Source organism: Paraburkholderia xenovorans LB400 (assembly GCF_000013645.1).
GTDB lineage: Bacteria > Pseudomonadota > Gammaproteobacteria > Burkholderiales > Burkholderiaceae > Paraburkholderia > Paraburkholderia xenovorans.
The window spans coordinates 4,065,119-4,091,069 of sequence record NC_007951.1; the positions used below are offsets into that span (position 1 = coordinate 4,065,119).

At 62.7% G+C, this 25,951-nt stretch carries 23 protein-coding genes and 1 pseudogene; 12 read left to right on the plus strand and 12 right to left on the minus strand.

The window, feature by feature from the left end:
* The first annotated feature begins 74 nt into the window (after positions 1 to 74).
* The gene (locus tag BXE_RS18210) at positions 75 to 584 is read left to right on the plus strand and encodes a flavin reductase family protein (protein WP_011489694.1); all 510 of its coding nucleotides are present in this window, start codon (positions 75 to 77) and stop codon (positions 582 to 584) included.
* Positions 585 to 604: 20 nt separating this feature from the next.
* On the opposite strand, the gene BXE_RS18215 is transcribed toward BXE_RS18210, so the two are convergent.
* On the minus strand, positions 605 to 1,120 hold the full coding sequence (locus BXE_RS18215) for an Lrp/AsnC family transcriptional regulator (RefSeq protein ID WP_011489695.1): 516 nt from the start codon (positions 1,118 to 1,120) through the stop codon (positions 605 to 607).
* A 130-nt stretch (positions 1,121 to 1,250) separates the two neighbouring features.
* On the opposite strand from BXE_RS18215, the gene kynB reads away from it, so the two are divergent.
* Genes kynB through kynA form a run of 3 tightly spaced genes read left to right on the plus strand, consistent with a single transcriptional unit; the run spans position 1,251 to position 4,115 of the window.
* Positions 1,251 to 1,889, plus strand: coding sequence for an arylformamidase (gene kynB, locus BXE_RS18220; protein ID WP_011489696.1), 639 nt, complete (start codon positions 1,251 to 1,253; stop codon positions 1,887 to 1,889).
* A 29-nt stretch (positions 1,890 to 1,918) separates the two neighbouring features.
* Complete coding sequence (kynU, locus tag BXE_RS18225; protein WP_011489697.1) at positions 1,919 to 3,169, plus strand: kynureninase; 1,251 nt, start codon at positions 1,919 to 1,921, stop codon at positions 3,167 to 3,169.
* A gap of 13 nt (positions 3,170 to 3,182) precedes the next feature.
* A complete protein-coding gene (gene kynA / locus BXE_RS18230; protein WP_011489698.1) occupies positions 3,183 to 4,115 on the plus strand; it encodes a tryptophan 2,3-dioxygenase in 933 nt (310 codons plus the stop codon).
* A 169-nt stretch (positions 4,116 to 4,284) separates the two neighbouring features.
* On the opposite strand, the gene BXE_RS47260 is transcribed toward kynA, so the two are convergent.
* Together BXE_RS47260 and BXE_RS18240 are read right to left on the minus strand one after the other, a co-directional pair.
* The gene (locus BXE_RS47260) at positions 4,285 to 6,015 is read right to left on the minus strand and encodes an enterotoxin A family protein (RefSeq protein ID WP_233518764.1); all 1,731 of its coding nucleotides are present in this window, start codon (positions 6,013 to 6,015) and stop codon (positions 4,285 to 4,287) included.
* Positions 6,016 to 7,412: 1,397 nt separating this feature from the next.
* Positions 7,413 to 8,386, minus strand: a pseudogene (locus BXE_RS18240) (AraC family transcriptional regulator).
* Between the two features lie 459 nt (positions 8,387 to 8,845).
* On the opposite strand from BXE_RS18240, the gene dalD reads away from it, so the two are divergent.
* From dalD to BXE_RS18255, 3 genes are all read left to right on the plus strand, one after another.
* Entirely contained in the window at positions 8,846 to 10,258 is a 1,413-nt protein-coding gene (dalD, locus tag BXE_RS18245; RefSeq protein WP_011489701.1) for a D-arabinitol 4-dehydrogenase, read from the plus strand.
* 146 nt (positions 10,259 to 10,404) lie between these two features.
* Positions 10,405 to 11,886, plus strand: a complete 1,482-nt coding sequence (gene xylB / locus BXE_RS18250; RefSeq protein WP_011489702.1) for a xylulokinase — start codon at positions 10,405 to 10,407, stop codon at positions 11,884 to 11,886.
* 90 nt (positions 11,887 to 11,976) lie between these two features.
* Positions 11,977 to 12,924: a sugar-binding transcriptional regulator gene (locus BXE_RS18255; protein WP_011489703.1), complete on the plus strand. Its 948-nt coding sequence runs from the start codon at positions 11,977 to 11,979 to the stop codon at positions 12,922 to 12,924.
* A 52-nt stretch (positions 12,925 to 12,976) separates the two neighbouring features.
* Here the strand turns inward: BXE_RS18255 and BXE_RS18260 are convergent, their stop codons facing one another.
* Both BXE_RS18260 and BXE_RS47265 read right to left on the minus strand, forming a co-directional pair.
* On the minus strand, positions 12,977 to 13,273 hold the full coding sequence (locus BXE_RS18260; protein WP_011489704.1) for a DUF1330 domain-containing protein: 297 nt from the start codon (positions 13,271 to 13,273) through the stop codon (positions 12,977 to 12,979).
* Between the two features lie 224 nt (positions 13,274 to 13,497).
* A complete protein-coding gene (locus BXE_RS47265; RefSeq protein WP_233518763.1) occupies positions 13,498 to 13,761 on the minus strand; it encodes a hypothetical protein in 264 nt (87 codons plus the stop codon).
* Here BXE_RS47265 and BXE_RS47270 point away from each other — a divergent pair.
* A complete protein-coding gene (locus BXE_RS47270; protein WP_233518762.1) occupies positions 13,736 to 14,113 on the plus strand; it encodes a hypothetical protein in 378 nt (125 codons plus the stop codon). The two genes, BXE_RS47265 and BXE_RS47270, sit on opposite strands and share 26 nt — an antisense overlap.
* A gap of 108 nt (positions 14,114 to 14,221) precedes the next feature.
* Here BXE_RS47270 and BXE_RS18270 read toward each other — a convergent pair whose 3' ends face one another.
* The 7 genes from BXE_RS18270 to BXE_RS18300 all read right to left on the minus strand — a co-directional run bounded on the left by BXE_RS18270 (position 14,222) and on the right by BXE_RS18300 (position 22,335).
* Positions 14,222 to 15,976 (minus strand): cholesterol oxidase substrate-binding domain-containing protein, encoded by a 1,755-nt coding sequence (locus tag BXE_RS18270; RefSeq protein ID WP_011489706.1) that lies wholly within the window; start codon positions 15,974 to 15,976, stop codon positions 14,222 to 14,224.
* Between the two features lie 269 nt (positions 15,977 to 16,245).
* Positions 16,246 to 17,355, minus strand: coding sequence for an ABC transporter ATP-binding protein (locus BXE_RS18275; RefSeq protein WP_011489707.1), 1,110 nt, complete (start codon positions 17,353 to 17,355; stop codon positions 16,246 to 16,248).
* Positions 17,356 to 17,467: 112 nt separating this feature from the next.
* Positions 17,468 to 18,190, minus strand: coding sequence for an HAD family hydrolase (locus BXE_RS18280; RefSeq protein WP_011489708.1), 723 nt, complete (start codon positions 18,188 to 18,190; stop codon positions 17,468 to 17,470).
* Positions 18,187 to 19,020 (minus strand): carbohydrate ABC transporter permease, encoded by an 834-nt coding sequence (locus tag BXE_RS18285; protein ID WP_085953628.1) that lies wholly within the window; start codon positions 19,018 to 19,020, stop codon positions 18,187 to 18,189. The genes BXE_RS18280 and BXE_RS18285 overlap by 4 nt, the downstream gene beginning before the upstream one ends.
* 38 nt (positions 19,021 to 19,058) lie before the next feature.
* Positions 19,059 to 19,994: a carbohydrate ABC transporter permease gene (locus BXE_RS18290; RefSeq protein ID WP_011489710.1), complete on the minus strand. Its 936-nt coding sequence runs from the start codon at positions 19,992 to 19,994 to the stop codon at positions 19,059 to 19,061.
* Between the two features lie 165 nt (positions 19,995 to 20,159).
* Complete coding sequence (locus tag BXE_RS18295) at positions 20,160 to 21,482, minus strand: ABC transporter substrate-binding protein (RefSeq protein ID WP_011489711.1); 1,323 nt, start codon at positions 21,480 to 21,482, stop codon at positions 20,160 to 20,162.
* 70 nt (positions 21,483 to 21,552) lie between these two features.
* On the minus strand, positions 21,553 to 22,335 hold the full coding sequence (locus BXE_RS18300) for an L-iditol 2-dehydrogenase (RefSeq protein ID WP_011489712.1): 783 nt from the start codon (positions 22,333 to 22,335) through the stop codon (positions 21,553 to 21,555).
* A gap of 321 nt (positions 22,336 to 22,656) precedes the next feature.
* On the opposite strand from BXE_RS18300, the gene BXE_RS18305 reads away from it, so the two are divergent.
* The 4 genes from BXE_RS18305 to BXE_RS18320 all read left to right on the plus strand — a co-directional run bounded on the left by BXE_RS18305 (position 22,657) and on the right by BXE_RS18320 (position 25,936).
* Positions 22,657 to 23,136 carry a Fur family transcriptional regulator gene (locus BXE_RS18305; protein ID WP_011489713.1) on the plus strand — a complete coding sequence of 160 codons (480 nt, stop codon included), beginning with the start codon at positions 22,657 to 22,659 and terminating at the stop codon, positions 23,134 to 23,136.
* A gap of 88 nt (positions 23,137 to 23,224) precedes the next feature.
* On the plus strand, positions 23,225 to 24,217 hold the full coding sequence (locus tag BXE_RS18310; protein ID WP_011489714.1) for a metal ABC transporter solute-binding protein: 993 nt from the start codon (positions 23,225 to 23,227) through the stop codon (positions 24,215 to 24,217).
* The gene (locus tag BXE_RS18315; RefSeq protein ID WP_011489715.1) at positions 24,214 to 25,161 is read left to right on the plus strand and encodes an ABC transporter ATP-binding protein; all 948 of its coding nucleotides are present in this window, start codon (positions 24,214 to 24,216) and stop codon (positions 25,159 to 25,161) included. The genes BXE_RS18310 and BXE_RS18315 overlap by 4 nt, the downstream gene beginning before the upstream one ends.
* Entirely contained in the window at positions 25,154 to 25,936 is a 783-nt protein-coding gene (locus tag BXE_RS18320) for a metal ABC transporter permease (RefSeq protein ID WP_007180532.1), read from the plus strand. The genes BXE_RS18315 and BXE_RS18320 overlap by 8 nt, the downstream gene beginning before the upstream one ends.
* Positions 25,937 to 25,951: the final 15 nt, after the last annotated feature.

The following is a 25,951-nucleotide window of genomic DNA, read 5'->3' on the forward strand; positions in this document are numbered from 1 at the left end:
TCATTTGTTTTCGGCCATGCGTGCGACAGGTTCATCCCGAGCTTCGGCCGGTTTGCGCCAGGGGCTCGCGCCCAATGAAGCGCGCCAGTCCGCCCAACTTCGACCAGAGCGCCTTTAAACAGGCGCTCAGCCAATTCGCCACCGGCGTCACCGTCATTACAACGCGCGCGGCGTCCGGCCAGTTGATCGGCATCACGGCCAGCTCGTTCAATTCGGTTTCGCTCAATCCGCCGCTGGTGTTGTGGAGCCTTGCAACGCGCTCGGCGTCGATGCCTGTGTTCCGCGCGAACAGTCACTACGTGGTCAATGTGCTGGCCGCGTCGCAACTCGATCTGTGCAAGCGCTTTGCGACCGTGAAGGGCGACCGCTTCGAAGGCGTGTCGCATGCGGAAGGCGACACGGGCATGCCGGTGCTAGACGGCGCGCTCGCCTGGTTCGAATGCCATAACCGCAGCCGTTACGAAGAAGGCGACCACGTGATTTTCGTCGGCGAAGTGGAGCGCTGCGGCGTGCACGAAAATGCCGCCGGAGTCTCGCCCCTGGTGTTTCAGAACGGCCAGTTTCACGGACTCAAGCCGCTGTGAACGCGCGGCCTTCGGCGCCGTCAACGATCGTTGTGCGCGGCGCCGTGGCCGCTAGCTTTCTTCACTAACGAAACGGGCACGCCCGAATCTTCCTTGAGTGTCTGCAGCACGATATTCGAACGGATATCCATCACGCCCGGCGCCTTGTAGAGCCGCTGCAGCACGAAATCCGAATAGTGCTTGAGGTTGTGCGCGAGAACGCGCAGCAGATAGTGTGTCTCGCCGGTCACGACGAACGCGCCGACCACTTCCGGCCAGTCGCGCACCGCGTCCGCAAAGCGCTCGTGCCAGTTCTCCTGGTCGTTGCGCATGGACACCTGCACGAACGCTTCCAGCTCGAATCCCAGCACTTCGCGGTTCAGACACGCGCGGTAATGTTCGATGACACCCTGCTCTTCGAGCAGGCGCAGGCGTCGCAGACAGGCTGACGGCGAGAGCGAGATACGCTCCGCGAGGTCGAGATTGCTGATCCGTCCTTCTTGCTGAAGCACCGTCAAGATACGGCAATCGGTGGCGTCGAGCGAGATCGCGTTCATATTCGGTCTCCCTTTCCCATTTATCTCAAATTATGTTCCAAGACACGGCCTGGAAGGAGATTTTTTCGCAATCACATTTCGCGTCAAGCCACCTATCATTCCCGGATAGACACAAACTGCCGATGCGACTATGCGAACACTTTGGGACATCACACCCGCCGTCGATACCGCCACGCCCGTGTGGCCAGGCGACACGCCGGTGGGTATCGAGCGCGTATGGCGCATGGAGGCGGGCTCGCCGGTCAACGTGGCGCGGCTCACGCTGTCGCCGCACACCGGCGCGCACACCGATGCCCCGCTCCACTACGACGCCGAAGGTGCCGCGATCGGCGATGTACCGCTCGATGCCTACCTCGGCCGATGCCGCGTGATTCATTGCATCGGCGCATCGCCTGTTGTGACGCCACAACACTTGACCGGTTCGCTCGATGACCTGCCGCCGCGAGTCTTACTGCGCACTTACAGAAACGCGCCGACCAACGTCTGGGACAGCGCGTTCTGCGCGGTCGCGCCGGACACGATCGACCTGCTGGCGTCGCGCGGTGTGAAACTGATCGGCATCGACACACCGTCGCTCGATCCGCAGGAGTCGAAGACGATGGACGCTCACCACCGCATCCGTGCGCATCGCATGGCGATTCTCGAGGGCATCGTGCTCGACGAGGTCGCCGCCGGCGACTACGAACTGATCGCGCTGCCGCTCAAGCTGACCACACTCGACGCAAGCCCAGTACGCGCGATATTGCGCGCGCTGCCCGAGTCTCACTGAATACCTCTGATCTGACCGACGGAATCACCATGAACCACCGTGACGAAGCACTGGCGCTCGACAGCGCCGACCCGCTGGCGGCGTTGCGCGATCAATTCGCGCTGTCGTCGACGACCATCTATCTCGACGGCAACTCGCTCGGCGTGCCGCCGGCCGCCGCCGCGCAGCGCGCGCAGACCGTAATCGGCGCCGAATGGGGCGAAGGCCTGATTCGCAGCTGGAACACCGCGGGCTGGTTCGCGCTGCCGCGCCGCCTCGGCAACAAGCTCGCGCCGCTGATCGGCGCGGCCGAAGACGAAGTGGTCGTCACCGACACGATTTCGATCAATCTGTTCAAGCTGCTGTCCGCCGCGCTGCGAGTGGCGAATGCGCGCGATCCGAAGCGTCGCGTGATCGTTTCCGAGCGCTCGAATTTCCCGACCGATCTGTACATCGCGCAAGGACTGATCGAGCAGCTCGACCGTGGCTATGAATTGCGTCTGGTCGACGATCCCGCCGAACTGCCTGCCGCGATCGGCGATGACACCGCGATTGCGATGATCACGCACGTGAACTACCGCACCGGCTATATGCACGACATGGCCGCGCTGACCAGACTGATCCACGACAAGGGCGCGCTCGCGCTGTGGGACCTCGCGCATTCGGCGGGCGCGGTGCCGGTCGATCTGAACGGCGTCGGCGCGGACTACGCGGTTGGTTGCACGTACAAGTATCTGAACGGCGGCCCGGGTTCGCCGGCGTTCGTGTGGGTGCCCAGGCGGCATCAGAATGAATTTGCTCAACCGCTGTCCGGCTGGTGGGGTCATCGCGCGCCGTTCAGGATGGACCCGGCGTATCAGCCCGACGACGGCATCGGCCGCTTCTTGTGCGGCACGCAGCCGATGGTGTCGATGTCGCTCGTCGAATGCGGGCTCGACGTGTTTCTGCAAACCGACATGCAGGCAGTTCGCAAGAAGTCGCTGGCGTTGACTGATCTGTTCATCGAACTCGTCGAAGCGCGCTGCAGCAAGTTTCCGCTGAAGCTCGTCACGCCGCGCGAGCATGCGCAGCGCGGTTCGCATGCGAGCTTCGAACACCCGCATGGTTACGAGGTGATGCAGGCGTTGATCGCGCGCGGCGTGATCGGCGATTATCGCGAGCCGCATGTGCTGCGGTTTGGTTTTACGCCGCTGTACACGCGCTTTGTCGATGTATGGGATGCCGTGGAAACCTTGCGCGAGGTACTGACGCAAGAGACCTGGCGGGCGCCTGAATTCGCCGCACGCGGCGCTGTGACCTGAGGAGTACGACGCGATGACCGATCACATGCAAACACCGGGGTTGCCGGAAGAGAAACCGGCGCAGGGATGTCCGTTTGGGCATGGGAGCGTTGCTTCTCATGCGGCCGCCCCGGCCGCTGATTCAGGCGACGGCTGGCATGACGCGCAGCTCGATTTTTCGGAGTCGATGAGTTACGGCGATTATCTGTCGCTCGGGACGGTGCTGGATGCGCAGCATCCGTTGTCGCCGGATCACAACGAGATGCTGTTCATCATCCAGCATCAGACCAGCGAGTTGTGGATGAAGCTCGCGTTGTATGAGTTGCGGGCGGCGTTGCAGGCCGTGGGCCGTGATGAGTTGCCGCCGGCGTTCAAGATGCTCGCGCGCGTGTCGCGGATCATGGAGCAGCTCGTGCAGGCCTGGAGTGTTCTTGCAACGATGACGCCGTCGGAATATACGGCGATGCGGCCTTATCTCGGGAGTTCTTCGGGGTTTCAGTCGTATCAGTATCGGCAGATCGAGTTTTTGCTCGGTAACAAGAATGAGCTGATGCTGAAGCCGCATGCGCATCGGGCTGATGTGTTTGCCGAGGTTAAGGCTTCGCTGGAAGCGCCTTCTTTTTATGACGAGGTGATTCGGTTGCTGGCGCGGCGTGGGTTTGCGATTTCGCCTTCCCGGCTCGAGAGGGATTGGACTCAGCCTACTGTTCATGATGCTTCTGTCGAAGCAGCCTGGCTTGAGGTTTATCGGAATCCTTCGCAATATTGGGAGCTCTATGAGATGGCTGAGGAGCTTGTCGATCTGGAAGATGCTTTTCGGCAGTGGCGGTTCAGGCATGTCACTACGGTTGAGAGGATTATTGGGTTCAAGCAAGGGACTGGGGGAACCAGTGGGGCTCCTTATTTGCGCAAGATGTTAGATGTGGTTCTGTTTCCTGAGCTTTGGCATGTCAGGACGATGCTGTAGGTCCTGTTTTCCTGCGCTGCGCTGGCTGTGCCCCCGGGATGTCGGCCTTTGCTTGAGGTCACAGTGGTCTGCTCGCATTGCACCCGTGCGGAACGTAAGCGATCATCTGAACAACGTGGACGGAGCGCGCAGCGCCGCCAAAGCCCCAGACAGCGCATCGCCGCTCACTTTAAACCGGCTTGTTCCGCTCTTCGAAAGCCACGCGTTTGTTCGTGTAATTCTGCATCTGCACCCACAGCGCGTCGGGTACCCGATAGGTGCGTGGCGGCTCCCCTAACACCCTGGTTTGCGCCACGCCATCCAGGTTGTATAGCTTCAGTTCGCCCGATTCACCTGGCACCACGTAGGAACCGTCCCGGTACAGCAACGCAGCGTTGTGATGCTTCAGCCACGCGTGAATGCGCGGACCGCTTCCCCTCGGCGCTTCGACCAGCCAGTCCTTGAAGCTGGCATAGTCCGGTTCGCTCGGCACCCCGGTCACGAACGATGTCGTGCCGGACGGCAACACCGAGTCCGGATCCTGCTCGAAACGGTATTGTGTTTCCGCACGACCCGCGTCATTGTCCGTGTATGACCTCGGGTCCGCCGCCGGCGTCACCGTCTTGCCGTTGCGGTCCACGATGTCCCACCGGCTCTTCGTTTCCTCGAACGGCCCCGGGTTCCGCGTCGCGGATAGCTGTGCATAGCCGTTCGCGTCATAAGTCACCCTCTGACCGTTTGCGTTGCTGACCAGGTGATGATCCGTGTCGTAGTGAAACGAACCGCTCTTGTCGCCCGTGCTGTTGCCGCGGCTGTCCGCATACAGAAAACCTTCACTATCCGGGCGCATCACGCTTCCCTTGTAAGACGGGTCCGTGAACTCGATACGCCCGTCCGGGGTGATGATCGCGCTGCCGGCGTCCTGGTCCGGCGTCTGCGTGTTGCGCACGCCCACACGGTCGTGCGGGGCGCCAGACGAGCCACCAGGCGCAAGCGGATCATTTACTCCACTGAGCGGCGTCAGCACGCCGAACGCTCCGCCCGCCCAGCCGTCCTTCGCACGAATCGCAACTGGGCCCGCGTAATGCTGCCCATTCGCCAAGGCCTGGATCTTCTCCAGTGCATGCCCGTAAAACTGCGCCTGCGTCAGATCAGGATCCTGCTTCGGCGTGTAAATCGTCTTGCCGTCGCGCAGGCTCGTTGAGCCGATGAACGGCTTGTGCAGCGTGTCGCCCCACGCCGGGTCATCGCCCGCGAAGCCCGCCAGTTGCGGCTGCGCGCCGGCCGTACTGGTCTGGTCATACACGTCCCAACGATAGTCTGGATTGGCTGTGTAGTTGCCCACCTCGCCGTTTTTCATCTGCCACCAGCCGCGCACCTGGTTGTAGTCGATACGGCCCATCGCCGCCACCTCGCCTTGCGCCGGGTTGCGCGCATGCGCACCCAGCGAGCCGCTGACATCCACCATGTTCGGCGAAGGCGCCACGTCGTAGATGTAGCCGTTCTTCGCCGGCATCTTCTGCTGCGCTGTAAACGCGCTCCGGTACGTGCCCAGATAGCCGCCGCCATCGCTGTTGTGCGGATCCCTCGCCACCGCCGAATCGTGCAGGTCCAGATTGACGTTGCGCAGCGGCGTGTCTTCGCCATTGAAACCGCCATGCGCCTTCAACTCCTGCGGACTAACCGCCGACGGACGGTACAGTGCACCCTCACGCGTGTCCGCCGCCGTGTCCGTGCTGCGCTTCTTCAGTTCATCACGCCACGACGGCCCTGGCTGATCCCAGTCCGGTCGCGGCAAGTCCGCTCGCGGTGGCGTCAGCGTCGCGTAGCCGCCCGGCTGCGCAGGCAGAGGAATTCCATAGCTGCCTCCGACAGCACCCAGGTTCAGGTCGCTGAGTCCGTGCTGCCTCACGTGAATCATGGCCTGAGAGTCAAGTCCGAAAAACCTCACGCGACCGGAGCGTGGCGCCGATATATCGAAGTCGGCGGTCAATGCAGCGGATAGCTGGTTGAAGTTGGCGTATCGAAACGCCCCGAAGTTGTTGTCGAAAATCTCATAGTCGTCGCTCCGATAATCGCCAGTGCGGTGAAGTCTTTGAATGCCGAAATAATGGGTGAAAAAGTCGTCATCATATGCGCCCAGCTCTGCCGGCGCACCCATTTCGGTTGTCACTCCAACGAACTGGACTGGTGCGCCATATCTCTCTCCCAGTGGTCTGAAGGGCGTCGAAAAACGGTTTGCCAATTCGGCGATGATTGAACGGGCAGCTTCCCTGGGAGTGTGCTGCCCGTCGTCCCAATTCCGTTCAGGCATCTCGACATGATTGGCGAGAGGCACATGCCCGGCATAGGCATACCTCAACTGCAAATCGGACATTTCCGCTGCAGTGCGTTGGCGCACGTCCTCGCCCTGTTTTCCTTCGAGTCTGGCGACCACCTCAGAGGAGGCCGCCATCAAATCCTGCCCGCTTTGCGCCGCTACAGACTGGATATATTGGGTACTACCGAGACAGCCGGTCCAATCTTCATGACCTCGTCTCGTCTGAAACAGATACTCGTTGTTGTTTTCCACGGATGGCTGATATAACGCGTTGTAGTGGCGCAAGGCGATCGGGAGGCTGGCGAATGGATGGAATGGCTGGGGAAGCGACGTGACTGGCGGCTTCATGACAGCATTGAGTGACGCAATACCTCCCTCTCCACCCGTCGGCGGTGCTTTCGTGGGAGAGCGCCCGGCTCTGCGCCGCAACACCTGAATTTTCAGCATGCCTTCCCGGCTGGTCCTGGCCCTCAGGTCGTAACCCAAAAGCCGGTCCTGCGTCGGCTGCCCGCCCGCGAGTTGGTCAGGCAACGGGTAGCCCGATCCAGACTGCTGCGACGGCGTCGACCTTCCCGTCTGTTGATCGCGAGAATCCAGCTGAGCGCCAGTGCTTAGCACATTGTCCGAATAGGACAAGTACGCGGATGAAGTACCGTTCACGGAAGACGTTGTCATGCTTGCCTCCTGGCAGAGTGGTTAAATCGGTTCGTGTCCTTGTCTTGCCCATGTGGCGAGGGAAGGACACGAAGATTCCAACGTCGTTCTCCGGTATTTTGTAGTACAACTGTATAATCGTTTATTGGGCGGCGAGCACAATGCCCATCTTCTTCGCCGAGGTCGTTCTTCGCCGAGGTCGCCGTGTTAGCAACGAGGCCTGCACAACCAGCATGGCGATGAACGGCAGGCCGAGGACCAGCGTTACCACAGCCGCCGTGCCACGCGCGGCAATTTTTTAACGAAAGAGATGAATCGCTTCGGCTGGAAGCCTGCGCCTCGAACTACGCCGGTGGATAAGCGGCGGCGACACTGCGCGGCAGACCGGGCGTGAGAGCGGGCGCATCGTCGACACCCACACCGCGCGCCGCGGCTTCTTCGGAGGCGTCGCGGCTCGCGTCGTTCTGTTGCTGAAAGCGGCGGAACTTTGAAGGTGCCATACCCTTGACCGCGAGAAACTGCCGGTTGAAATTCGACAGGTTGTTAAAGCCCGCCCTGAAACAGATGTCGGTCACGCTCAACGCTTGGTCGGTGAGCAACTGGCACGCAAGGTTGATTCGCATGCGGTTCACGTATTGCACGAACGGCAGCCCGGCATGGCGGCGGAAATAGCGCGAGAACGCGCTGACGTTCTGTCCCGCGAATTGCGCGAGATCCGACTCGCGCAATTCGTTCGCGAGGTTTTCGCCGATATACGACAGCACGTGATTGATGCGGGTCGACGCGAAACTGGCCGGGTCGGCCTGATAGGCGGGACTCGCCAGAATCTGGCGATCCGCGGCGCCCGTCAGGATTTCCAGCATCGACATGAACAGGCCTAGCCGGCGCAGTCCGCGCGCCGCCAGCAATTCGAGGAACAGCGGCTGGATAACGTCGCTCGTTTGCGCGCCGAACGAGATACCTCGGCGCGAATCGGCAAGCAGCGTCTCGACCTGCCGCCACTCCGGAAAACAGTCGGCGCAGTTCGACACGAACTCCTGCCCGAATTGCAGGACCAGATTACGCTGCGCAATCGTCTCGCCTTCCGGCACGTCGCTCACCCAGTTATGCGGCAGGTTCGGCCCCGTCAACACCAGATTGCCAGGCATGAAGCTGCCGATGTGATCGCCAACGAACATCTTGCCGGTCGTCGCCACGATCAGATGAATTTCGTATTCGGGATGAAAGTGCCAACGCACGGTGCGATACGGATAGCCGTGCGACCACACTTTGAACGATCGTCGCGGCGTACGGCCACGAGTTCGAGATCGGGTTGCACTGTCTGCCTCCATGAAGCGGCCTGCCAAAGGCGCCGCCGGTTTTTGTCTTATATAGCGGAACGTAACCCTCAAACGCCCGCTGCACCACTAAAAATGAAACCGCGGCTCGATACTTTTTTGCATTCGGGTCAGGCCTGGCGCATCGCATGTCAAATTTGATGCAACGCAATACACGCGGTAACGCGCCCCCGTCACGCCCACGCGCTGCGCGCGCCGTCCCGAAAAATCCCGCCGCGCCGCGCTGCGCCACAAAAAAGCCTGCGACCCCGCCTTGACTTTCGTTTCAGCGGGTACGATCATTCGCTCACAAGCAGAGCAAATGCTCCATTTTCAGGAAGACGCCGGGGCCGCCTACGTTTTCCTGCTCCTAAGGGAGCTGACGCGAAGCGCCAGGCCGGACACTCACGAGAAAAACGCACGCTTCGAGTCGTGCGGGCAAAGACATTCAGGAGACGCACATGAACAGCGGGCAAGGCAGCGGCGCGGCCGCACACGTGATCCTGCACATCGGCGCGGGATCGTTTCATCGCGCCCATCAAGCGTGGTATCTGCATCGGTTGAACGAGGCCAAAGTGCCCGGCGAGCCGCACTGGTCGCTGACGGTCGGCAATATCCGCAGCGATATGAATGCGGTGCTCGAAGCACTTGCCGCGCAAAACGGCGTGTACACGCTCGAGACCGTCACGCCCCAAGGTGAGCGCGCATACGAAACGATTCGCTCGATCGAGCGCGTCGTGCCGTGGACCGGGAGCCTCGACGCGCTGATCGAGGCGGGCGCGGATCCGGCCTGCAGGATCATCGCGTTCACCGTGACCGAAGGCGGCTATTACCTCGACGAAGAGGACGAACTCGACACCGCCAACGCCGATCTCGCCGCCGACCTCAACGGCGGCCACACCACCATTTACGGCGCACTCGCCGCGATTCTCGACGCGCGCATGAAGCGCGGCGCGGGCCCGGTCACGCTGCAGACCTGCGACAACCTGCGCAGCAACGGCGAGCGCTTCCATGCGGGCATGAGCGAGTTTCTCGAACGGCGCGGCGCGGACGAACTGGCGCAATGGTTCGACGACAACACTGCCTGCCCGAGCTCGATGGTCGACCGCATCACGCCGCGTCCCACGCCGGATGTGCGTGAGCGCGTCAAGGCCGCCACCGGCGTCGACGACGCCTGCCCGGTGATGGGCGAAGCGTTCATCCAATGGGTGATCGAAGACCGGTTCATCGCGGGCCGCCCGGCCTGGGAAAAGGTCGGCGCGGAACTGGTCGACTCGGTGATGCCGTACGAGGAAGCGAAGATCCGCATTCTCAACGCGCCGCACAGTTGCATCGCGTGGGCGGGGACGCTGATCGGGCTGAACTATATTCACGAAGGCACGCTCGACGCGGACATCCGCAAGTTCGCTTTCGACTACGTCACGGAAGACGTGATTCCATGTCTCACGCCGAGTCCGCTCGATCTCGAACGCTATCGCGACGTGGTGCTCGAACGCTTCAGCAATCCGTATATCCAGGACACGAACCAGCGCGTTGCGGCGGACGGTTTTTCCAAGCTGCCCGGCTTCATTGCGCCGACGCTGGCGGAGTGTTTCGAGCGCGGCGTCACGCCGGCGGCGACGGCGATGCTGCCCGCGCTGTTCTTCCGCTTTCTGGAGCGCTGGAACGCCGGCAAGCTGCCGTACACGTATCAGGATGGCGTGATGGATGAGCGCGTCGCGCGGGGCTTTTTCGCGGCGCCCGATCCATTGAAGGCGTTCGCCGCCGACCGTCTGCTATGGGGCAGCATGGCGCAGACACCGGAACTGGAGTCGGCGCTGGAGGGTGCACTGGCGCGCGTCGATGTCTGGCTGGCCAGACGCGGCGTGGTTTGAGCGCCGGCCTCGCCAGCCTCGCATTCAGGAAGCTCAGGAAGCCCCACGCGGCATCGAAGCGCGCCGGTGCCAGGCTTAATGCGCATGGCACCGCGCGCCATGTGCGGCTAAAGTAGCGCATCTCTAACGACGAAGGTTCCGCGCCCATGTATCTCGGCATCGACCTCGGCACGTCCGAAGTGAAAGTTCTGCTGCTCGCCTCCAACGGACGCGTGATCGGCACCGCAGGCTCGCCGTTTACCGTGTCGCGCCAGCATCAACGCTGGGCCGAGCAGAATCCCGAAGACTGGTGGGCAGGCACGCGCGCAGCGCTCGCCGCCCTGCGCGCCAGATATCCCGACGAGTTCGCGCAGATTCGCGGCATCGGCCTGTCGGGTCAGATGCACGGCGCCGTGCTGCTGGATGCGCAGGACCGCGTGTTGCGTCCCGCGATCCTGTGGAACGACATGCGCAGCGACAAGGAATGCGCTGAATTGACCGAACGCGCGCCGGAGCTGCATAGCGTGGCCGGCAATCTCGCCATGCCCGGTTTCACCGCGCCGAAGCTGCTGTGGGTCGCTCGCCATGAGCCCGACATTTTCGCGCGCACTGCCTGCGTGCTGCTGCCGAAGGATTACCTGCGCCTGCAACTGACCGGCGGCAAAGTGTCCGATCCATCGGACGCGGCCGGCACGCTGTGGCTCGACGTCGCCAAACGCGACTGGTCCGATTCGCTGCTCGCGGCCTGCAACATGTCGCGCGCGCAGATGCCGAGCCTCGCCGAAGGCAGCGAGCCGTCGGGCACGCTACTGCCCGCGGTGGCGCGCGAATTCGGCCTGAGCGACGGCGTGATCGTCGCGGCCGGCGGCGGCGACAACGCCACCAGCGCGATCGGCATCGGCGCGACGCAACCCGGCGACGGTTTCGTTTCGCTCGGCACGTCGGGCGTACTGTGCGTGGTGGGCGACAGCTTCCGGCCGAATCCGGCTTCGGCCGTGCATGCGTTCTGCCACGCGATTCCGGATCGCTGGCATCAGATGAGCGTGGTGCTGTCCGCCGCGAGTTGTCTGCGCTGGGTCTGCAAGCTCACCTCCACCGACGAGCCGACCCTGCTCGCCGAAATCGAGGCGCTCCCGGCTGACGCATTGAACACCGCGCCACTCTTCCTGCCCTATCTGTCCGGCGAACGCACGCCGCACAACGACCCGTATGCGCAAGGCGTGTTCTTCGGCATGAACCACGCAACCGATCGCGCGCTGCTCGGCTACGCAGTGCTCGAAGGCGTCACGCTCGCGCTCACCGACGGCCTCGACGCGCTGCGCGCGGCCGGCACCGAAGCGAAGGCGCTGTCGCTGCTCGGCGGCGGCGCCCGCAGCGACTACTGGGCGCAGTTGCTCGCCGACTCGCTCGATACCGCGACGCGCAAGCACGGCGGCGGCGAAACCGGCGCGGCGCTCGGCGCGGCGCGGCTCGGCTGGCTGGCGGCCGGCGGCGATCCGGCCACGGTGCTGACCAAGCCGCCGATCGAAAAGGAGTTCACGCCGAACCCGCGCCGCCATGCCGAACTGCGCGCGCGGCTCGAAGCGTATCGCGCGCTTTACCGCCATGTGCGGCCGTTGTTCGACCCTGCGCGGAAACCGCTTGCCTGACTGGCAATCCGCAACCGGTTGGCGCGCGAGGCTCAGTCAAAGCGCGCGAACCGGCTGCTATCATCGGCGCACTTCAAGCGAACCGTCACCGTGCCCAAGTCCACAGAAAAATTAGATCTTGCTACCCGCGCCGCGTGGCTCTACTACGTCGCCGGCAATACCCAGAACGAGATCGCCGAAAAGCTCCAGGTGTCGCGCCCGGTCGCGCAGCGGCTGGTCGCCTTCGCGGTGGAAAAGAATCTGATTCGCGTGCGCGTCGATCATCAACTGGCCGATTGCCTCGCGCTCGCCGATCAACTGTCCAAGCGCTACGGCCTGAGCATGTGCGAAGTGGTGCCGGTCGACAGCGACACGCCAGAGGAAGTCGACCGCAAGCTGGCGGTAGCCGGCGCGCAGGTGATGGAGCGCTATCTCGGCGAGGAAAAACCGATGGTGGTCGCGGTGAGCAGCGGCCGCACGCTGAAGGCCGCCGTCGATCAGATCGCGCAGCTGGACCGTCCGCAGCACCGGCTGGTATCGATGGTCGGGGCGATCGCCCAGGACGGCTCCTCGAACCGCTATGACGTCGCGCTGCACATTTCGGAGAAGACGGGCGGCAAGCATTTTCTGCTGCCGGCGCCGCTGCTCGCCGACAGCGAAGCGGAGCGCGCGCAGTGGTGCAATCACCGGCTGTACCGGATCGTCGAGTCGCTGTCGGCGCAGGCCGACGTGGCGTTCGTCGGCATCGGCAATATCGGGCCAAATTGTCCGCTGCACGAAGACGGCTTCATTACGTCGGCGGAAGTGAAGGAATTGATGCAGAACGGCGCGGTGGCCGAAATGCTCGGACTGCCGATCGATTCGGCCGGCGCCCACGTGGAATTGCCGATTGGCCGGCGCGTGACGAGCATCGCGCTGGATTCGCCGCCGCGGCGCCCCACCATCGGTTTCGCCGGCGGCGAGCGCAAGCGCGAGGCGCTGATTGCGGTGCTCAAGGGCGGCTGGCTCTCGGGACTGGTCACCGACGAATCGTGTGCGCGGGCCGCGCTCGAAGCCTGAGCGAAAGGCTTGGGCACCATCCGATGCGGCGCTGAAAGCGGCCCACCGCGGCTTACATGACCGGCAAGCCTTCCGTAATGATGATGCGATAGTCCGCCCCTTGCAGGCGCGTATCGCTGACGGCCTGATACTCCGGGCTGTGATACCAGGCGAGCGCCTCGTCGTAGCTGGTGAATTCGAGGATCAGAATATCTTCGATCGCCGGACCTTCCACCACTTCCCTGCGCCCGTGGCTCGCCAGCATCATCACCGGATGCTGCTCGAAGGTTGCAGGCGCAACCTGTTTATATTCTTCCAGTTTGGCGGGATCGAGCGTTTTCTCGCGCGTAATGACGACATAGGCGGGCATGAGCGTTCCAGAGCGTGATGGAGCGGAAAACTACGAGGAAAGCGGCGCGCCCGCCGCTTTCCCATCGTCACGCGGCGAGCACTTCGACGATCTTACGCTGGAATGCTTTCCCTGCGCTGTCGAACAGATGGCAATGCCCGGACGTCGCGCCGAGTTTTCGCGTCTTGCCGGTTCGCGGCGGAACGGCGCAGTGTCCCCCGTGACCGGCTACGTATGCCGAAAATTCAGGTCTGTTTCGAAGACGATCCGCCGCGCAACCACTCGTGTTCGAAGTGGTAGTCCGGCGAGCCGGTGCCGCCAAGCGCCTTGCCAACGCCGGCGACCATTCTGGAAACCGCGTAACCCCCGAGATCGGGTGCGAGGTGACAGAGTTTCCCGCAAAGGCCGAACTTGTTGAATATCTGACCCACCGACGAAACCAGCGGCGTATTCAGCAGGTCATTGCACTTCGACACGCCGCCAATGATCGCTGAACCAATCGAACTCATCGCATCCTTGGCGCTTGCGTCAGCAGATTTATCGGACTTGCCGCATGCAGGAAAAGATGAAGACGTCGACTTCCCGTTCCGGCCGGTGAGCATCGACATCGAGTTCACGGCTGCCGAGTTGGCTAACCGTTCGCCACGTGCCCCAGCGATTGTGCTGACGCCAGCCGTGCTGCTGAATGTGGCGCTGAACCCCGACGCGTGCCGCTCAAGTCCATGTCCGCCGGAACGGAGTTCGGCGCGCGGCGCTGCCGAGGCGTTCGAATACATGAATCCCGCGCTAGAAAATGCGTCGATTTTTGTCGAAGTCAGTTGTTGCATATTGATTTCCTTCGTCGATTTACATGCCAGATGACCCGTCTGGCCGGGTATTGGTCAGCGGCTCGATGACGAATCGCCGCTCAATGGTGTTGCCTGTCGATGTCCAGTACAACTGACCTCGCGGACAGGCTTGCCGCGCGGGTTAGGGAAGCAGCGTGTCAAGCAAAGCGGAAGAGAAGACGCGATACGGGTCGTAGCGGTTGAGCGTATTGCGCGCCGTGCTCCAGCTACTCCCCGGCGGTTGACCCTCGGAGTGCAGATTGGGAATCGTGGTGCCGATCATCATGCTGTCCTGCCAGGGCTCGGCATTTGTGTAGGCCCAGCCTTTGGACCATTCGGGACGCACAGTCGCATATGAACCAGCGTAGTTCGACATCATCCATTGCTCGATTTCCCGATAAAAACTGTTCGCCAACGGGGTGCCGGGCAACGTCAAAAGGTCGAAGTAGACGGCAATGTTCCACTCGGGATGGTCGGGACGCGGCTTGAGCGCGGCAAGCGACGGCGTAACGGCACCAGGCCCGACATCGGCCGCCTGGTCGAGCCCGGTCACGCGGATTTCGACAGGGCCATTCATCGGAAATTCGCCGCGTTGCCTGTAGACGTCGACCCGGTTCTGGTAGAACTGGACGAACTCATAGATGACGCGTTGCACGTCGGCACGCCGGGCAAGCACCGCGTAGCCGTTTGCGGTCACGCGCAGCGTCGAAGGACGGATGTATTGCAGAACGTTGCGCGACCAGCCCCAGATATCGCTACTGAACGTGACACCCAGCCCCGCGACGACGATCCCCATCTGTAGTTGCCCAAAAAGCGGCGTCAGGTAGCATTCGCCGCCGATCATAATACGTTTGACCAGGTCCGCCAGCGGCTGCGAAATAGAATCCGAAAATGGGTAGTTGTAAGGCTGCTTCACCTCACGCGAGAAGAACGGCCTGCTGGGCTGCACGGACCACACCTTGAGCCACGGGCAACTCGTGAACGGAAACCAGATCGCCTCCATCCGGCCCGAGCGGTCCAGGAACGATTCGATCGTACGCCCCCCTGACTTTGCCGAGGCGAACAGTTCGGATGCCGGAATATCCACATAACTCTGACAGCGCAGCCTCTGGTTGACACCCGCTTCGAGCGTCGCCTCGACGATCAGCGCGCGGCCCAGGTGAACGAGGAACGCCCCGATGTCGGGCTCGGTACGCTTGAAGGTGCGCAGCACATACTGCTGTTTCCGGTCATCGAACACTACCGCCGTAAGCGACAGGATCAAATTGCTCAGCGAACCATAGGTATGCCCCTTCAATGGAGCCTCGCCGGAAGCGGGTATCGCTGTTCCGTGAGCGCCGATCGCAAGAGCGCCGCCTAGCGTGATGTCGCCTGGAGCGGGCGAGGCCGTGACACCCAAACCGGATTGTTCGAGCGTGGCCAGTAGCGCTTCCATCGAAATGCCGGCTTGAGCCGTGACGCGTGCAGGCTGAGATGACTTGTCCACCGATATGGCGTTGAGCGACTTCGTCATGTCGAGCAGGACGACTTGGGAGGCTCCGGTGGTCCGGTCGATCGTCAGCGGCGACCAGTTGTGCATATAGCCGCGAGGCCGGATGCGATAGCCGTTTGCGCGCGCCCAGTTGACGATCGTAACCACGGCGGCGGGCGTATCGGGCGACGCTGTCCAGACATCGGCTACCGCAATTTCACCGCTCCAGTTCTGGAATGCCTGTTTATATAGTGGAATGCCGGCGGGGAAATTTGCCGGAACGCGCGCGGTGTCTTGCGCGCGCGCGGCAATCTGATAGACCGGCGTCCATCCGGTCACGACTCCGGCCACCGAAAGCCGGGCGATATCGGCAATGAATTTGCGACGGGTCGGTGGCTTAAAAGTATCTTGAAGGTCTTTGATCATGTGCGCTCGAGTACCTGTTGCCAGGAAGGGATGTCAGTTCCCATGCTATTTTTTTGAGGCGTACGCGAGGTGATGACTATTCATTAATGGTGAGGCAGAGGGGCTAGGCGGGGCATCAACGCGTGCACATGATTCAACCCATCAGGGTTGGCCGAGCAATGAAGGCACGCGTTCCTGATCGATAAAAAAATGCCGCGCTCGACGGCGCGGCAGGGACTCATTGCATAGCTCGGAGGGAGCGAAGCCGCATGGACGCGGCCCCCGGAAACTCACGCAGCTAGCACTTCGACGATCTTGCGCTGGAATGCTTTGCCTGCGCTGTCGAACAGATGGCAATGCTCGGGCGCGGCGCCGAGTTTCTGCATCTCGCCCTTGGTATGCCGCTCAAGCGGTGGAATCCGCGCGATCAGTCCATCCGGCGCGACGCTCGATTCTGCATACAGATACGCCGAGTCGCCGAGCGATTCGACCGCCATCGTGCGGGCCGAGACGCCGTCGTCGGCCATGCCCACATGCAGATGCTCGGGGCGGATGCCGACCGTCACCTTGTCACCCTGCTTGACCGAGGCCGGCTCCACCGCCACGCGCTGCGTCTCGCCGGTTTCGTAGCGTACCGTGACGCCGTCGTGCGTGACCGACTGCACCACCCCTTCCATGAAGTTCATTTTCGGCGAACCGATGAATCCCGCCACGAAGCGATTGGCCGGCGCGTGATACAGCATGGTCGGGCTGCCGACCTGCTCCAGATTGCCCGCCGACAGCACCACGATCTTGTCCGCCAGCGTCATGGCTTCGACCTGATCGTGCGTCACATAGATCATCGTGGTCTTCAGTTCGTCATGCAGACGCGCGAATTCGAGGCGCATTTTCACGCGCAGCGCGGCGTCGAGATTCGACAGCGGTTCGTCGAACAGGAACACCTTCGGCTTGCGCGTAATCGCGCGGCCGATCGCCACGCGCTGACGCTGGCCGCCGGACAACTGCTTCGGCTTGCGATCGAGCAGATGGTCGATGTGCAGGATCTTCGCCGCATTGCGCACGGCGGCGTCGATTTCCGGCTTTTTGGTGCCGGCGAGTTTCAGGCCGAATGCCATGTTGTCGTATAGCGTCATGTGCGGATAGAGCGCGTACGACTGGAACACCATTGCGATGCCGCGCTTGGCGGGCGGCACGTCGTTCATGCGCGTGCCGTCGATGGTGAGATCGCCGCCGCTGATATCTTCGAGGCCGGCGATCATCCGCATCAGCGTCGATTTACCGCAACCGCTCGGGCCCACGAACACGACGAACTCGCCGTCGGCGATATCGAGGTTGATGTCGCGCATCACTTCGTTGTCGTCGTACGCCTTCCTGATGTTGCGCAGAGTTACGCTTGCCATGATGTGTCTCCGTGTAATGCTATGTGTTGCTTGTCCGTTGCTTCGGTAACCTGAGTTTCCCAGGACACCGCGTTGATCCGATTCTCGATGTCATGCGTACATGTGCCGTGCTTTACGGCGCTGCGGCCGTTGCGGCCGTCGCGCTCAGCGTCCATTGCGCGACCAGTTCCGGCAACTGCTGCATGTCGTCGAACACGTGACGCGCGCCCGCTGCATGCAGCTTGTCGATCTGCGCATCGCTCGCATGGCCGCCGCCGATGAAACCGAGCACCGTCATACCCGCCGCGCTCGCCGCCGTCACGCCCGTGACGCTGTCCTCCACCACGAGGCACCGCGAGGGCGCGAGTCCGAGGCCTCTCGCCGCGGCCAGATAGACATCGGGCGCGGGCTTCGGATTCGGCACCGCGTCTGCGCAGAACAGACGGTCGCCGAAAAACCTCACGAGCCCCGTGCGCGCCAGCACCGATTCCACATACGGGCGGAAGCTGTTGCTCGCGCAACCTTTGGTGAGCGGCACCTGAGCGAGTGCGGCTTCAATCCCTTCGACCATCGGCGCCTGCATCGCAGCGGCTTCAACCGCGCGGCGGATCGCATCGATATCGTCGGGCGTGAGGCTTTTGCCGAGTTGCGCCGCGGTGCCTTGCAGCACTTTCTCGATGCGCAGTCCGAGCAGCGGCAACACCACCGGCTCGACATCCGTGCCGGGCCAGCGCGTTTCGAGTTCACGCACCAGCATGCGCGCCGCCACGGCTTCGCTGTCGATCAGCACACCATCGCAATCGCAGATCAGCGCGAAATTAGCCACTGTCGTGCTTCCACTCGTGCCTGCCGTCATTTGACCGCCCCGAACGTGAGGCCGCGCACCAGTTGCTTCTGCGACAGCCAGCCGACAATCAGGATCGGCGCGACCGCCAGCAGCGAAGCGGCGGACAGCTTGGCCCAGAAGAGGCCCTCAGGACTCGAATAGGAGGCGATGAACACGGTCAGCGGCGCGGCGTTCGAGCTCGACAGGTTGATGCTCCAGAATGCTTCGTTCCACGACAGGATCACGAGCAGCAACGCGGTGGACGCGAGCCCAGGCAGCGACATCGGCATCAGCAGATAGACGATTTCCTGCCACGTCGCCGCGCCGTCGATCCGCCCAGCTTCGAGAATGTCGCGCGGAATTTCGGCGAAGTACGTGAACGACATCCACACCGCAATCGGCAGATTGATGAGCGTATAGACGATCACCAAACCCGACACCGTATCGAGCAGCCCGCTGTTTTTCCACAGCAGATAGATCGGCACCAGCACGCCGACCGACGGCATCATCTTGGTCGAGAGCATCCACAGCAGCACTTTCTGCGTGCGGCGAGTCGGAAAAAACGCCATCGCATACGCGGCCGGCACGGCGAGAAGCAGGCACAGAATCGTCACGCCCGCGGAGATCAGCACCGAATTCCACGCGAACGAAAAGTAATTGCTGCGCGCGAACACCTCGCGAAAGCTGTCGAGCGTCGGGATGAAAAACAGCGACGACGAATACGCCTGCTGTTCCGTCTTGAATGCGGTGATCGTCATCCAGAAGATCGGAAAGAACAGCAGCAACGCAACGAGCCATGCGATCACGCCGGGAATGGCGCGGCGAATCGCGGCGAACGGCGACTTCGCCGGCACGGTCATGGCAGTCGAACTCGACACCGGGTTGGAGGCGACATGGCTCATTTTTCGTACTCCCCTTTCAGGTTCTTCGCGAGCATCCGCACGAGGAAGAACGACACGATATTGGCCAGCACGACAGCGAGAATGCCGCCCGCGGAGGCGAGACCGACGTCGAACTGTTGCAGGCCCAGCGAATAGATCAGGTACGACAGGTTGGTGGTCGCGGTGCCCGGACCGCCGCCCGTGGTCGTATAGATTTCGGCGAAGATCGACAGCAGGAAAATCGTTTCCATCATCACCACTACCGCGATTGCCCGTTTCAGGTGAGGCAGCGTGATGTAGAAAAACATCGAGAACGGACCCGCACCGTCGATGCGCGCTGCTTCCTTCTGCTCCTGATCGAGCGACTGGATCGCTGTGAACAGAATCAGGAAAGCAAATGGCAGCCACTGCCACGCAACGATCATGATCACGGCAAAGAGCGGATATTCAGCGAACCAGTCGATCGGCGTCATGCCCATCGCACGCATGCCCTGCGCGATCAGGCCATACACCGGATGCAGGATCATGTTCTTCCAGATCAACGCGCTCACAGTCGGCATCACGAAGAACGGCGCAATGGCGAGCAGCCGCGCGATACCCTGCCCGTAGAACTTGCGATCGAACAGGATCGCCATCAGCACGCCGCCGACCACCGTGATCAGAAGCACCGAGATGATCAGTTCCAGCGTGTGTCCGATCGAAGGGCCGAACGACGGATCGCTGGCCAGATACTTATAGTTGTCGAAACCCGCGAAGCCCTTGAGGTCCGGGTTCAACAGGTTATAGCGCGAGAACGAAAACCAGATCGTCATCGCGAGCGGAATCGCCATCCACAGCACCAACACCGCGACCGACGGCGAGACTAGCCAGCGGGCGGAATTGGCCTTGCGAGTTTCGCGTTCTTTTTCTGTCTGGGGATGGGCATGCATGAGAGGCAGGCGCAAAGGACGCATGATTGACCACCTGTTCGGTAATGCGCGAGCCGCTGCCTGGAATCGCATGAAACCCGCGACGACACCCTGCGATGTCGCGGCGCATGCGCAGGCGGAGACGGCCCGCTGTGCTGCGTGGGCCGGCTGACGGGCGTCAGCCGGCGCGTGCCACGTAACTCGAGTGGCTTACTTCTGGTAGCCGGCCTGCTTCACCGCACGATCCGCCGTGGCGTTGCCCGCTGCCAGCGCCTGGTCGACCGTCATCTGACCGGCAATCGCACCGGAGATGCTCTGACCGACCACCGTGCCGAACGACTGGAACTCAGGAATCCCGACGAACTGCACACCGGTGTACGGCACCGGCTTGAGCGTCGGATGATCCGGATCTGCCGTTTCGATCGCCTTCAGCACGAAGTCGCCGAACGGCGCGGCTTGCTTGTACTCGGGGCGAGCGTACGTGGATTGACGCGTTCCCGGCGGCACCGAGGCCCAGCCTTCGTCCTTCGCGACCAGTTCAATGTACTGCTTCGACGTGGCCCACGTAATGAACTTCTTCGCCGCGTCGGTCTGCTTCGACGATTTCGGAATCGCCAGCGCCCAGGCCCATAGCCAGTGCGATCCCTTCGGCGTGACCGCGATCGGCGCCGCGGCAAACCCCACCTTGTCGGCGATCTGCGATTGCTGCTTGTTGTAGAGCATGCCGGCCGCGACCGTCGCGTCGATCCACATCGCGCACTTGCCGGACGACATCAGCGTGAGATTCTCGTTGAAGCCGTTCGAGCTCGCTCCCGGAGGGCCGTCTTTCTTCAGCAGGTTGACGTAGAAGGTGATCGCCTTCTTCCATTCCGGCGAGGTGAGCTGCGCGTTCCACTTCTCGTCGAACCAGCGGCCGCCGAAGGTATTCACCACCGTCGTGCCGTAAGCCATGTTCTCGCCCCAGCCCGCCTTGCCGCGCAGGCAGATGCCGTAAATGCCGTTGGCCTTGTCGGTAAGCTTGTCGGCGAATTGCGCGATCTGGTCGTAAGTGGGCTGATCGGGCATCTTCAGACCTTTGGCCGCGAACAGGTCTTTGCGGTAATACGTCATCGAGCTTTCGACGTAGAACGGCAGCGCATACAACTGGCCGCCGCTAGAGAGGCCATCGCGGGCGGTCTTCACGACGTCGTTCAGATCGTAATCGGCGGGCAGATTGGTGAGCGGCGTGAGCCAGCCACGCTTGCCCCATTGCGGCGTTTCGTACGCGCCGATCGTCATCACGTCGAACTGGCCGCTGCCGGTCGTGATGTCGGTGGTGGCGCGCTGACGCAGCACGTTTTCTTCGAGAATCACCCAGTTCAGCTTGATGTCCGGATTCGCCTTTTCGAATTCGGGCGAGAGCTTCTTCAGCTCGATCATGTCCGGATTGTTCAGCGTGGCGATCGTCACCGTGGCCGCCGACGCGTTCAATGCAAAGCATGCGACAGCGCCGGCACTGACCGCCTTTAGCGTGGATTTGAGGGCTGGCTTCATGTTGTCTCCTTTCTCGTACGTTATGTAGTGCAGCGTTTGTTCTACGAAAATGACGATGAACGGCGCGGGTTCAACTCATCCAGTTGCCGCCGTCGACATTCAGGGTTTGCGCAGTGATGTAGTCCGCGTCCGCCGACGCGAGGAACAGGGCGGCGCCGGTCAGATCGTCCGGCACACCCATGCGGCCGAGCGGCACCGCTTCGCCGACCAGGCGTTTCTTCTCGCCGAGCGGACGGTTTTCATAGCGGGCGAAGAGCGCGTCGACTTCGTTCCACATCGGCGTATCGACGACGCCCGGCGCAATGCCGTTCACATTGATCTTGTGCGGCGCGAGCGCCAACGCCGCGGATTGCGTGTAGCTCAGCACGGCGGCCTTGGTCGCGCAGTAGTGTGAGACGAGCGCCTCGCCGCGCCGGCCGGCTTGCGACGACATATTGATGATCTTGCCGCCGCGGCCCTGCTCGACCATCTTCCGCGCGACGGCTTGCATCAGGAAGAACATGCCCTTCACGTTGACCGCGAAGAGGCGGTCGAACACGTCCCAGGATTCGTCGAGGATCGGGCGCATATCGAAGAGCGCCGCGTTGTTGAACAGAATGTCGATCTGGCCGAAACGCTCCAGCGTGCTCGCCACGATGCGTTCGATATCGTCGCGGCGCGTGACGTCGGCGCTCACGGTCAGCACGCGATCGCCGTATGCGGCGCGTAGCGCGTCGCCGAAACTGTCGGCCGGCTTTACGTCGACCAGCACGCATTTCGCGCCTTCATCCAGATATCGTCGAGCCACGGCTTCACCGATTCCGCTTGCCGCACCCGTCAGAATGGCCACCTTGTCTTGCAATCGTGCCGCCACTGCTTGTCTCCGGTTCGTTTCGCTTCTTGAGGCGCGGTGAGCGAACGCTCGTTGCGCGAACAATTGCTCTGTTTGTGATCGAATGATCGGATACGCACCGGGTCATGTCAAGGCGCCCGAGCAGATTTCGATGGTGCAGCGCGGCAGGAGATCCGCAAATTTTTTTGCTGCCTCGAATCGCTAATACAGAAAATCGAAGCGAGCCAATCTGCTTTCCGCGAACCTCGCTGACAAAAAATCGAGATACGTTATATCATTGCGACCTCGCTTCGCTTCGAAGCCTTGCCGCTTGATCGCCTTTCCGTCAGGAGCACCTTGCCGATGGCTACATCGATTGCAGAACGCCATGCCGTGCGGCTCGCGCATGCCGACGCGCACGCCACGTTGCACGGACTCGCGCTGACGCCGCTGCGTCGCCAGGTGTATGCGGCGATCGTCGCCAGCGAGCGGCCGGTCGGCGCTTACGAACTGCTTGACGCGCTCGAGCCGCAGCGCGGCCGCATGCCGCCCACGACCGTCTACCGCGCGCTGGACTTTCTGCTCGCGCATGGCTTCGTCCATCGGATCGAATCGAAGAACGCGTTCGTGGCCTGCTGCGAAGTCGGCGTGCCGCATCGCAGCCAGTTCCTGATGTGCGACCGCTGCGGCGCGACCGTCGAGATTCCCGGCGACGACCTCGCCGAACAGTTGTCGCATAGCGCGCCGGCACACGGCTTCGAAGTGCATCGCCAGGTGGTCGAACTGAGCGGGCTATGCGCGCGGTGTGCGCGCGGCGCGCGCCCCGCCGGTGCTTCGGCATGAAGCGATGCGCCAGACCAGCCGGCATGAAGCCGGCGCGCCCTTCCCAACGTTTGTGATTCTTTCAACTCTCACGCAGCAGGACACAACAATGCAGAAATTCGGCTCGGTATTGAATGGGGCGCACCGTGCGCTGAAGTTGTCGAAGCATGTCGCCGTGAGCGCCGCCGTGCTCGCGTTCGGCCATGCCGCAATGGCCGCGGATGCCAGAATTCCAGTGGTCGCGGCGGAGAATTTTTACGGCGACGTGGTGCAGCAACTAGGCGGCGATCGCGTCGACGTGACGAGCATTCTCAGCAATCCGGATCAGGACCCGCATCTGTTCGAAGCCAGCCCGAAGACGGCGCGTGCGTTGCAGCATGCAAGCCTTGTGGTCTACAACGGCGCCGACTACGATCCGTGGATGGCAAAATTGCTGGCGGCGTCGAAGGGCACGAAGCGCGTCACGATCGTCGCGGCGGACCTCACGGGCAAGAAGAGCGGCGACAATCCGCACCTCTGGTACGACCCGGCGACCATGCCGAAAGTGGCGCGCGCGGTGAGCGAAGCGCTCGTCGCGGCTGACCCGGCGCACAAGTCGGCGTACGATGCGAACCTCGCGAAGTTTCTCGATTCGCTAAAGCCGGTCGACGCCAAGGTCGCCGAGCTGCATGGCCGCTACGCGGGCGTGCCGGTCACGGCAACCGAGCCGGTGTTCGGCTATATGTCCGACGCGGTGGGCCTGACAATGCGTAATCTGCGCTTCCAGCTCGCCACCATGAACGACACCGAAGCCAGCGCGGCCGATATCGCCGCATTCGACGGCGATCTACGCGAGAGGCGCGTACGTGTTCTGATCTATAACAGCCAGGCAACCGAGGCCCTGACCAAACGCATGTTGAAACTCGCGCAGCAATCCAGGGTGCCGACCATGAGCGTCACCGAGACCGAGCCGGCTGGCAAGACCTATCAGACGTGGATGCTGTCGCAGCTCGACGCGCTGGGCAAGGCGCTGGCCGCGGGCGAGGCAAGCGGCACGAGCGGCGCCGGCGGCGCGGGCGGCGCGAATGCGGCGGCGCCAGCCGCGAAAGGAAAAACTCAATGACTCTGACTGGCCGCGGCGCATCTGCGCGCGCCCCCACCACCGCACCCGTGCTCGAACTCGAGCAGGTGACGCTCGAACTCGGCGAGCGCACGATTCTGCGCGATACCGGCTTCGTGGTGAATCAGGGCGAATTCATCGGCGTGCTCGGGCCGAACGGCGCGGGCAAGACGACGCTGATGCGCGCTGTGCTCGGTCTCGTGCCGGCCGCCCACGGCGTGATCCGCGTGCTGGGCCAACCGGTCGAGCGCGGCAATGCGTCGATCGGCTATATGCCGCAAACGCGCAGCGCGCTCGCCGGACGCCGCGTGCGCGGCCGCGATTTCGTCGCGATGGCCGCCGACGGTCATCGCTGGGGCTTGCCGTATGCGGACGCCGCCACCCGCGCCGATGTCGAACGCGTGCTGGATCTGGTGGGCGGGCGCAAGCTGGCTGAGCGGCCGTTGTCCGAGCTGTCGGGCGGCGAGCGCCAACGGCTGCTGCTCGCGCAATGCCTGCTCGGCAACCCGAAACTGCTGTTGCTCGACGAACCGCTGATCAGCCTCGACCCGCATCATCAGAAGAGCGTGGTCGAACTGGTGCGGCGCGTGCAGCGTGAACTCGGCATCGCCGTCCTGTTTTCAGCGCATGAGCTGAATCCGCTGCTGAACTCGATCGATCGCGTGCTGTATCTCGGCAGCGGCGTAGCAGCGCTCGGCACCGTCGACGAAGTGATCACCCGCCCGGTGCTGTCGCGTCTCTACGGTTCGCCGATCGACGTGATGCGCGTGAACGGCCGCATCTTCGTGATGTCCGGCGACGTCGAAGTCGAGAAACACGATCACGAGCACGAACACGACGAAAGCGGCGGCCACAGCCACTCGCACGCTCATCCACAGGCGCATGGCCACTCGCACGGCCACTCACATCAGCACGACTCAAGCGACGGACACACGCACGATGTTTGAATACGATTTCATGGTGAACGCATTCGCGGCGTCGGGGATCGTCGCGGTGCTGGCGGGCGTGGTCGGGTATTTTCTGGTGATGCGCGGACAGACCTTCGCGGGCCACGCGCTCTCGCACGTCGGCTTCACCGGCGCGACCGGCGCGGTGCTGATCGGCATCTCGCCGATCTGGGGGATGATCGGCTTCACGCTCGCGGCAGGCGTCGGCATGGGCGCGCTCGGCGAACGCCTCGCCGGACGCGATGTGGCGATCGGCGTGATTCTCTCGCTGTCGCTCGGCTTCGGCTTGCTGTTTCTGCACTTCTTCACCGCGTACGCAACCCAGGTCACCGCGCTGCTGTTCGGCAACGTGCTCGGCGTGAACGCGTCGACGCTCGTGGTGCTGGCGGCGCTGGGCGTGGTGAGCCTGCTCGCGCTCGCGGCGATCATGCGGCCGCTGCTGTTCGCTTCGTTGCAGCCGGAACTGGCCGAAGCCAAGGGCGTGTCGTTGCGCCTCGTGTCCGTGCTGTTTCTGGCGATTGCGGCGCTGGCCGTGGCGGCGTGTACGCAGATCGTCGGCGTGCTGCTGGTGTTCACGCTGATGGTCGGCCCGGCCGCCGCCGCGCAAAACGTGACGACGCGCCTGTCGGCCGGCCTCGTGCTCGCCGCCGTGTTTGCGCTGCTGCAGGCGTGGCTCGGTCTGACGCTAGCGTTCTACACCGACTGGCCGACGAGCTTCTGGATCACCGTGCTGTCGGCGCTGGTGTACGGCGGGAGTTTGTTGAAACGGCGTTGAAGCAAGACGAAAACG

Excerpts from the sequence above, each read along its gene's own strand:
- BXE_RS18270 (WP_011489706.1), bottom strand. The coding sequence starts at position 15,976 with ATGATCAAAGACCTTCAAGATACTTTTAAGCCACCGACCCGTCGCAAA.
- BXE_RS47270 (WP_233518762.1), top strand. The coding sequence starts at position 13,736 with ATGATCGCTGAACCAATCGAACTCATCGCATCCTTGGCGCTTGCGTCA.
- kynA (WP_011489698.1), top strand. The coding sequence starts at position 3,183 with ATGACCGATCACATGCAAACACCGGGGTTGCCGGAAGAGAAACCGGCG.
- BXE_RS18260 (WP_011489704.1), bottom strand. The coding sequence starts at position 13,273 with ATGCCCGCCTATGTCGTCATTACGCGCGAGAAAACGCTCGATCCCGCC.
- kynB (WP_011489696.1), top strand. The coding sequence starts at position 1,251 with ATGCGAACACTTTGGGACATCACACCCGCCGTCGATACCGCCACGCCC.
- BXE_RS18315 (WP_011489715.1), top strand. The coding sequence starts at position 24,214 with ATGACTCTGACTGGCCGCGGCGCATCTGCGCGCGCCCCCACCACCGCA.
- BXE_RS18275 (WP_011489707.1), bottom strand. The coding sequence starts at position 17,355 with ATGGCAAGCGTAACTCTGCGCAACATCAGGAAGGCGTACGACGACAAC.
- xylB (WP_011489702.1), top strand. The coding sequence starts at position 10,405 with ATGTATCTCGGCATCGACCTCGGCACGTCCGAAGTGAAAGTTCTGCTG.
- BXE_RS18280 (WP_011489708.1), bottom strand. The coding sequence starts at position 18,190 with ATGACGGCAGGCACGAGTGGAAGCACGACAGTGGCTAATTTCGCGCTG.
- BXE_RS18305 (WP_011489713.1), top strand. The coding sequence starts at position 22,657 with ATGGCTACATCGATTGCAGAACGCCATGCCGTGCGGCTCGCGCATGCC.
- BXE_RS18295 (WP_011489711.1), bottom strand. The coding sequence starts at position 21,482 with ATGAAGCCAGCCCTCAAATCCACGCTAAAGGCGGTCAGTGCCGGCGCT.
- BXE_RS18215 (WP_011489695.1), bottom strand. The coding sequence starts at position 1,120 with ATGAACGCGATCTCGCTCGACGCCACCGATTGCCGTATCTTGACGGTG.
- BXE_RS47260 (WP_233518764.1), bottom strand. The coding sequence starts at position 6,015 with ATGATTCACGTGAGGCAGCACGGACTCAGCGACCTGAACCTGGGTGCT.
- BXE_RS18285 (WP_085953628.1), bottom strand. The coding sequence starts at position 19,020 with ATGACCGTGCCGGCGAAGTCGCCGTTCGCCGCGATTCGCCGCGCCATT.
- BXE_RS18320 (WP_007180532.1), top strand. The coding sequence starts at position 25,154 with ATGTTTGAATACGATTTCATGGTGAACGCATTCGCGGCGTCGGGGATC.
- BXE_RS18210 (WP_011489694.1), top strand. The coding sequence starts at position 75 with ATGAAGCGCGCCAGTCCGCCCAACTTCGACCAGAGCGCCTTTAAACAG.
- dalD (WP_011489701.1), top strand. The coding sequence starts at position 8,846 with ATGAACAGCGGGCAAGGCAGCGGCGCGGCCGCACACGTGATCCTGCAC.
- BXE_RS47265 (WP_233518763.1), bottom strand. The coding sequence starts at position 13,761 with ATGAGTTCGATTGGTTCAGCGATCATTGGCGGCGTGTCGAAGTGCAAT.
- kynU (WP_011489697.1), top strand. The coding sequence starts at position 1,919 with ATGAACCACCGTGACGAAGCACTGGCGCTCGACAGCGCCGACCCGCTG.
- BXE_RS18290 (WP_011489710.1), bottom strand. The coding sequence starts at position 19,994 with ATGCGTCCTTTGCGCCTGCCTCTCATGCATGCCCATCCCCAGACAGAA.
- BXE_RS18310 (WP_011489714.1), top strand. The coding sequence starts at position 23,225 with ATGCAGAAATTCGGCTCGGTATTGAATGGGGCGCACCGTGCGCTGAAG.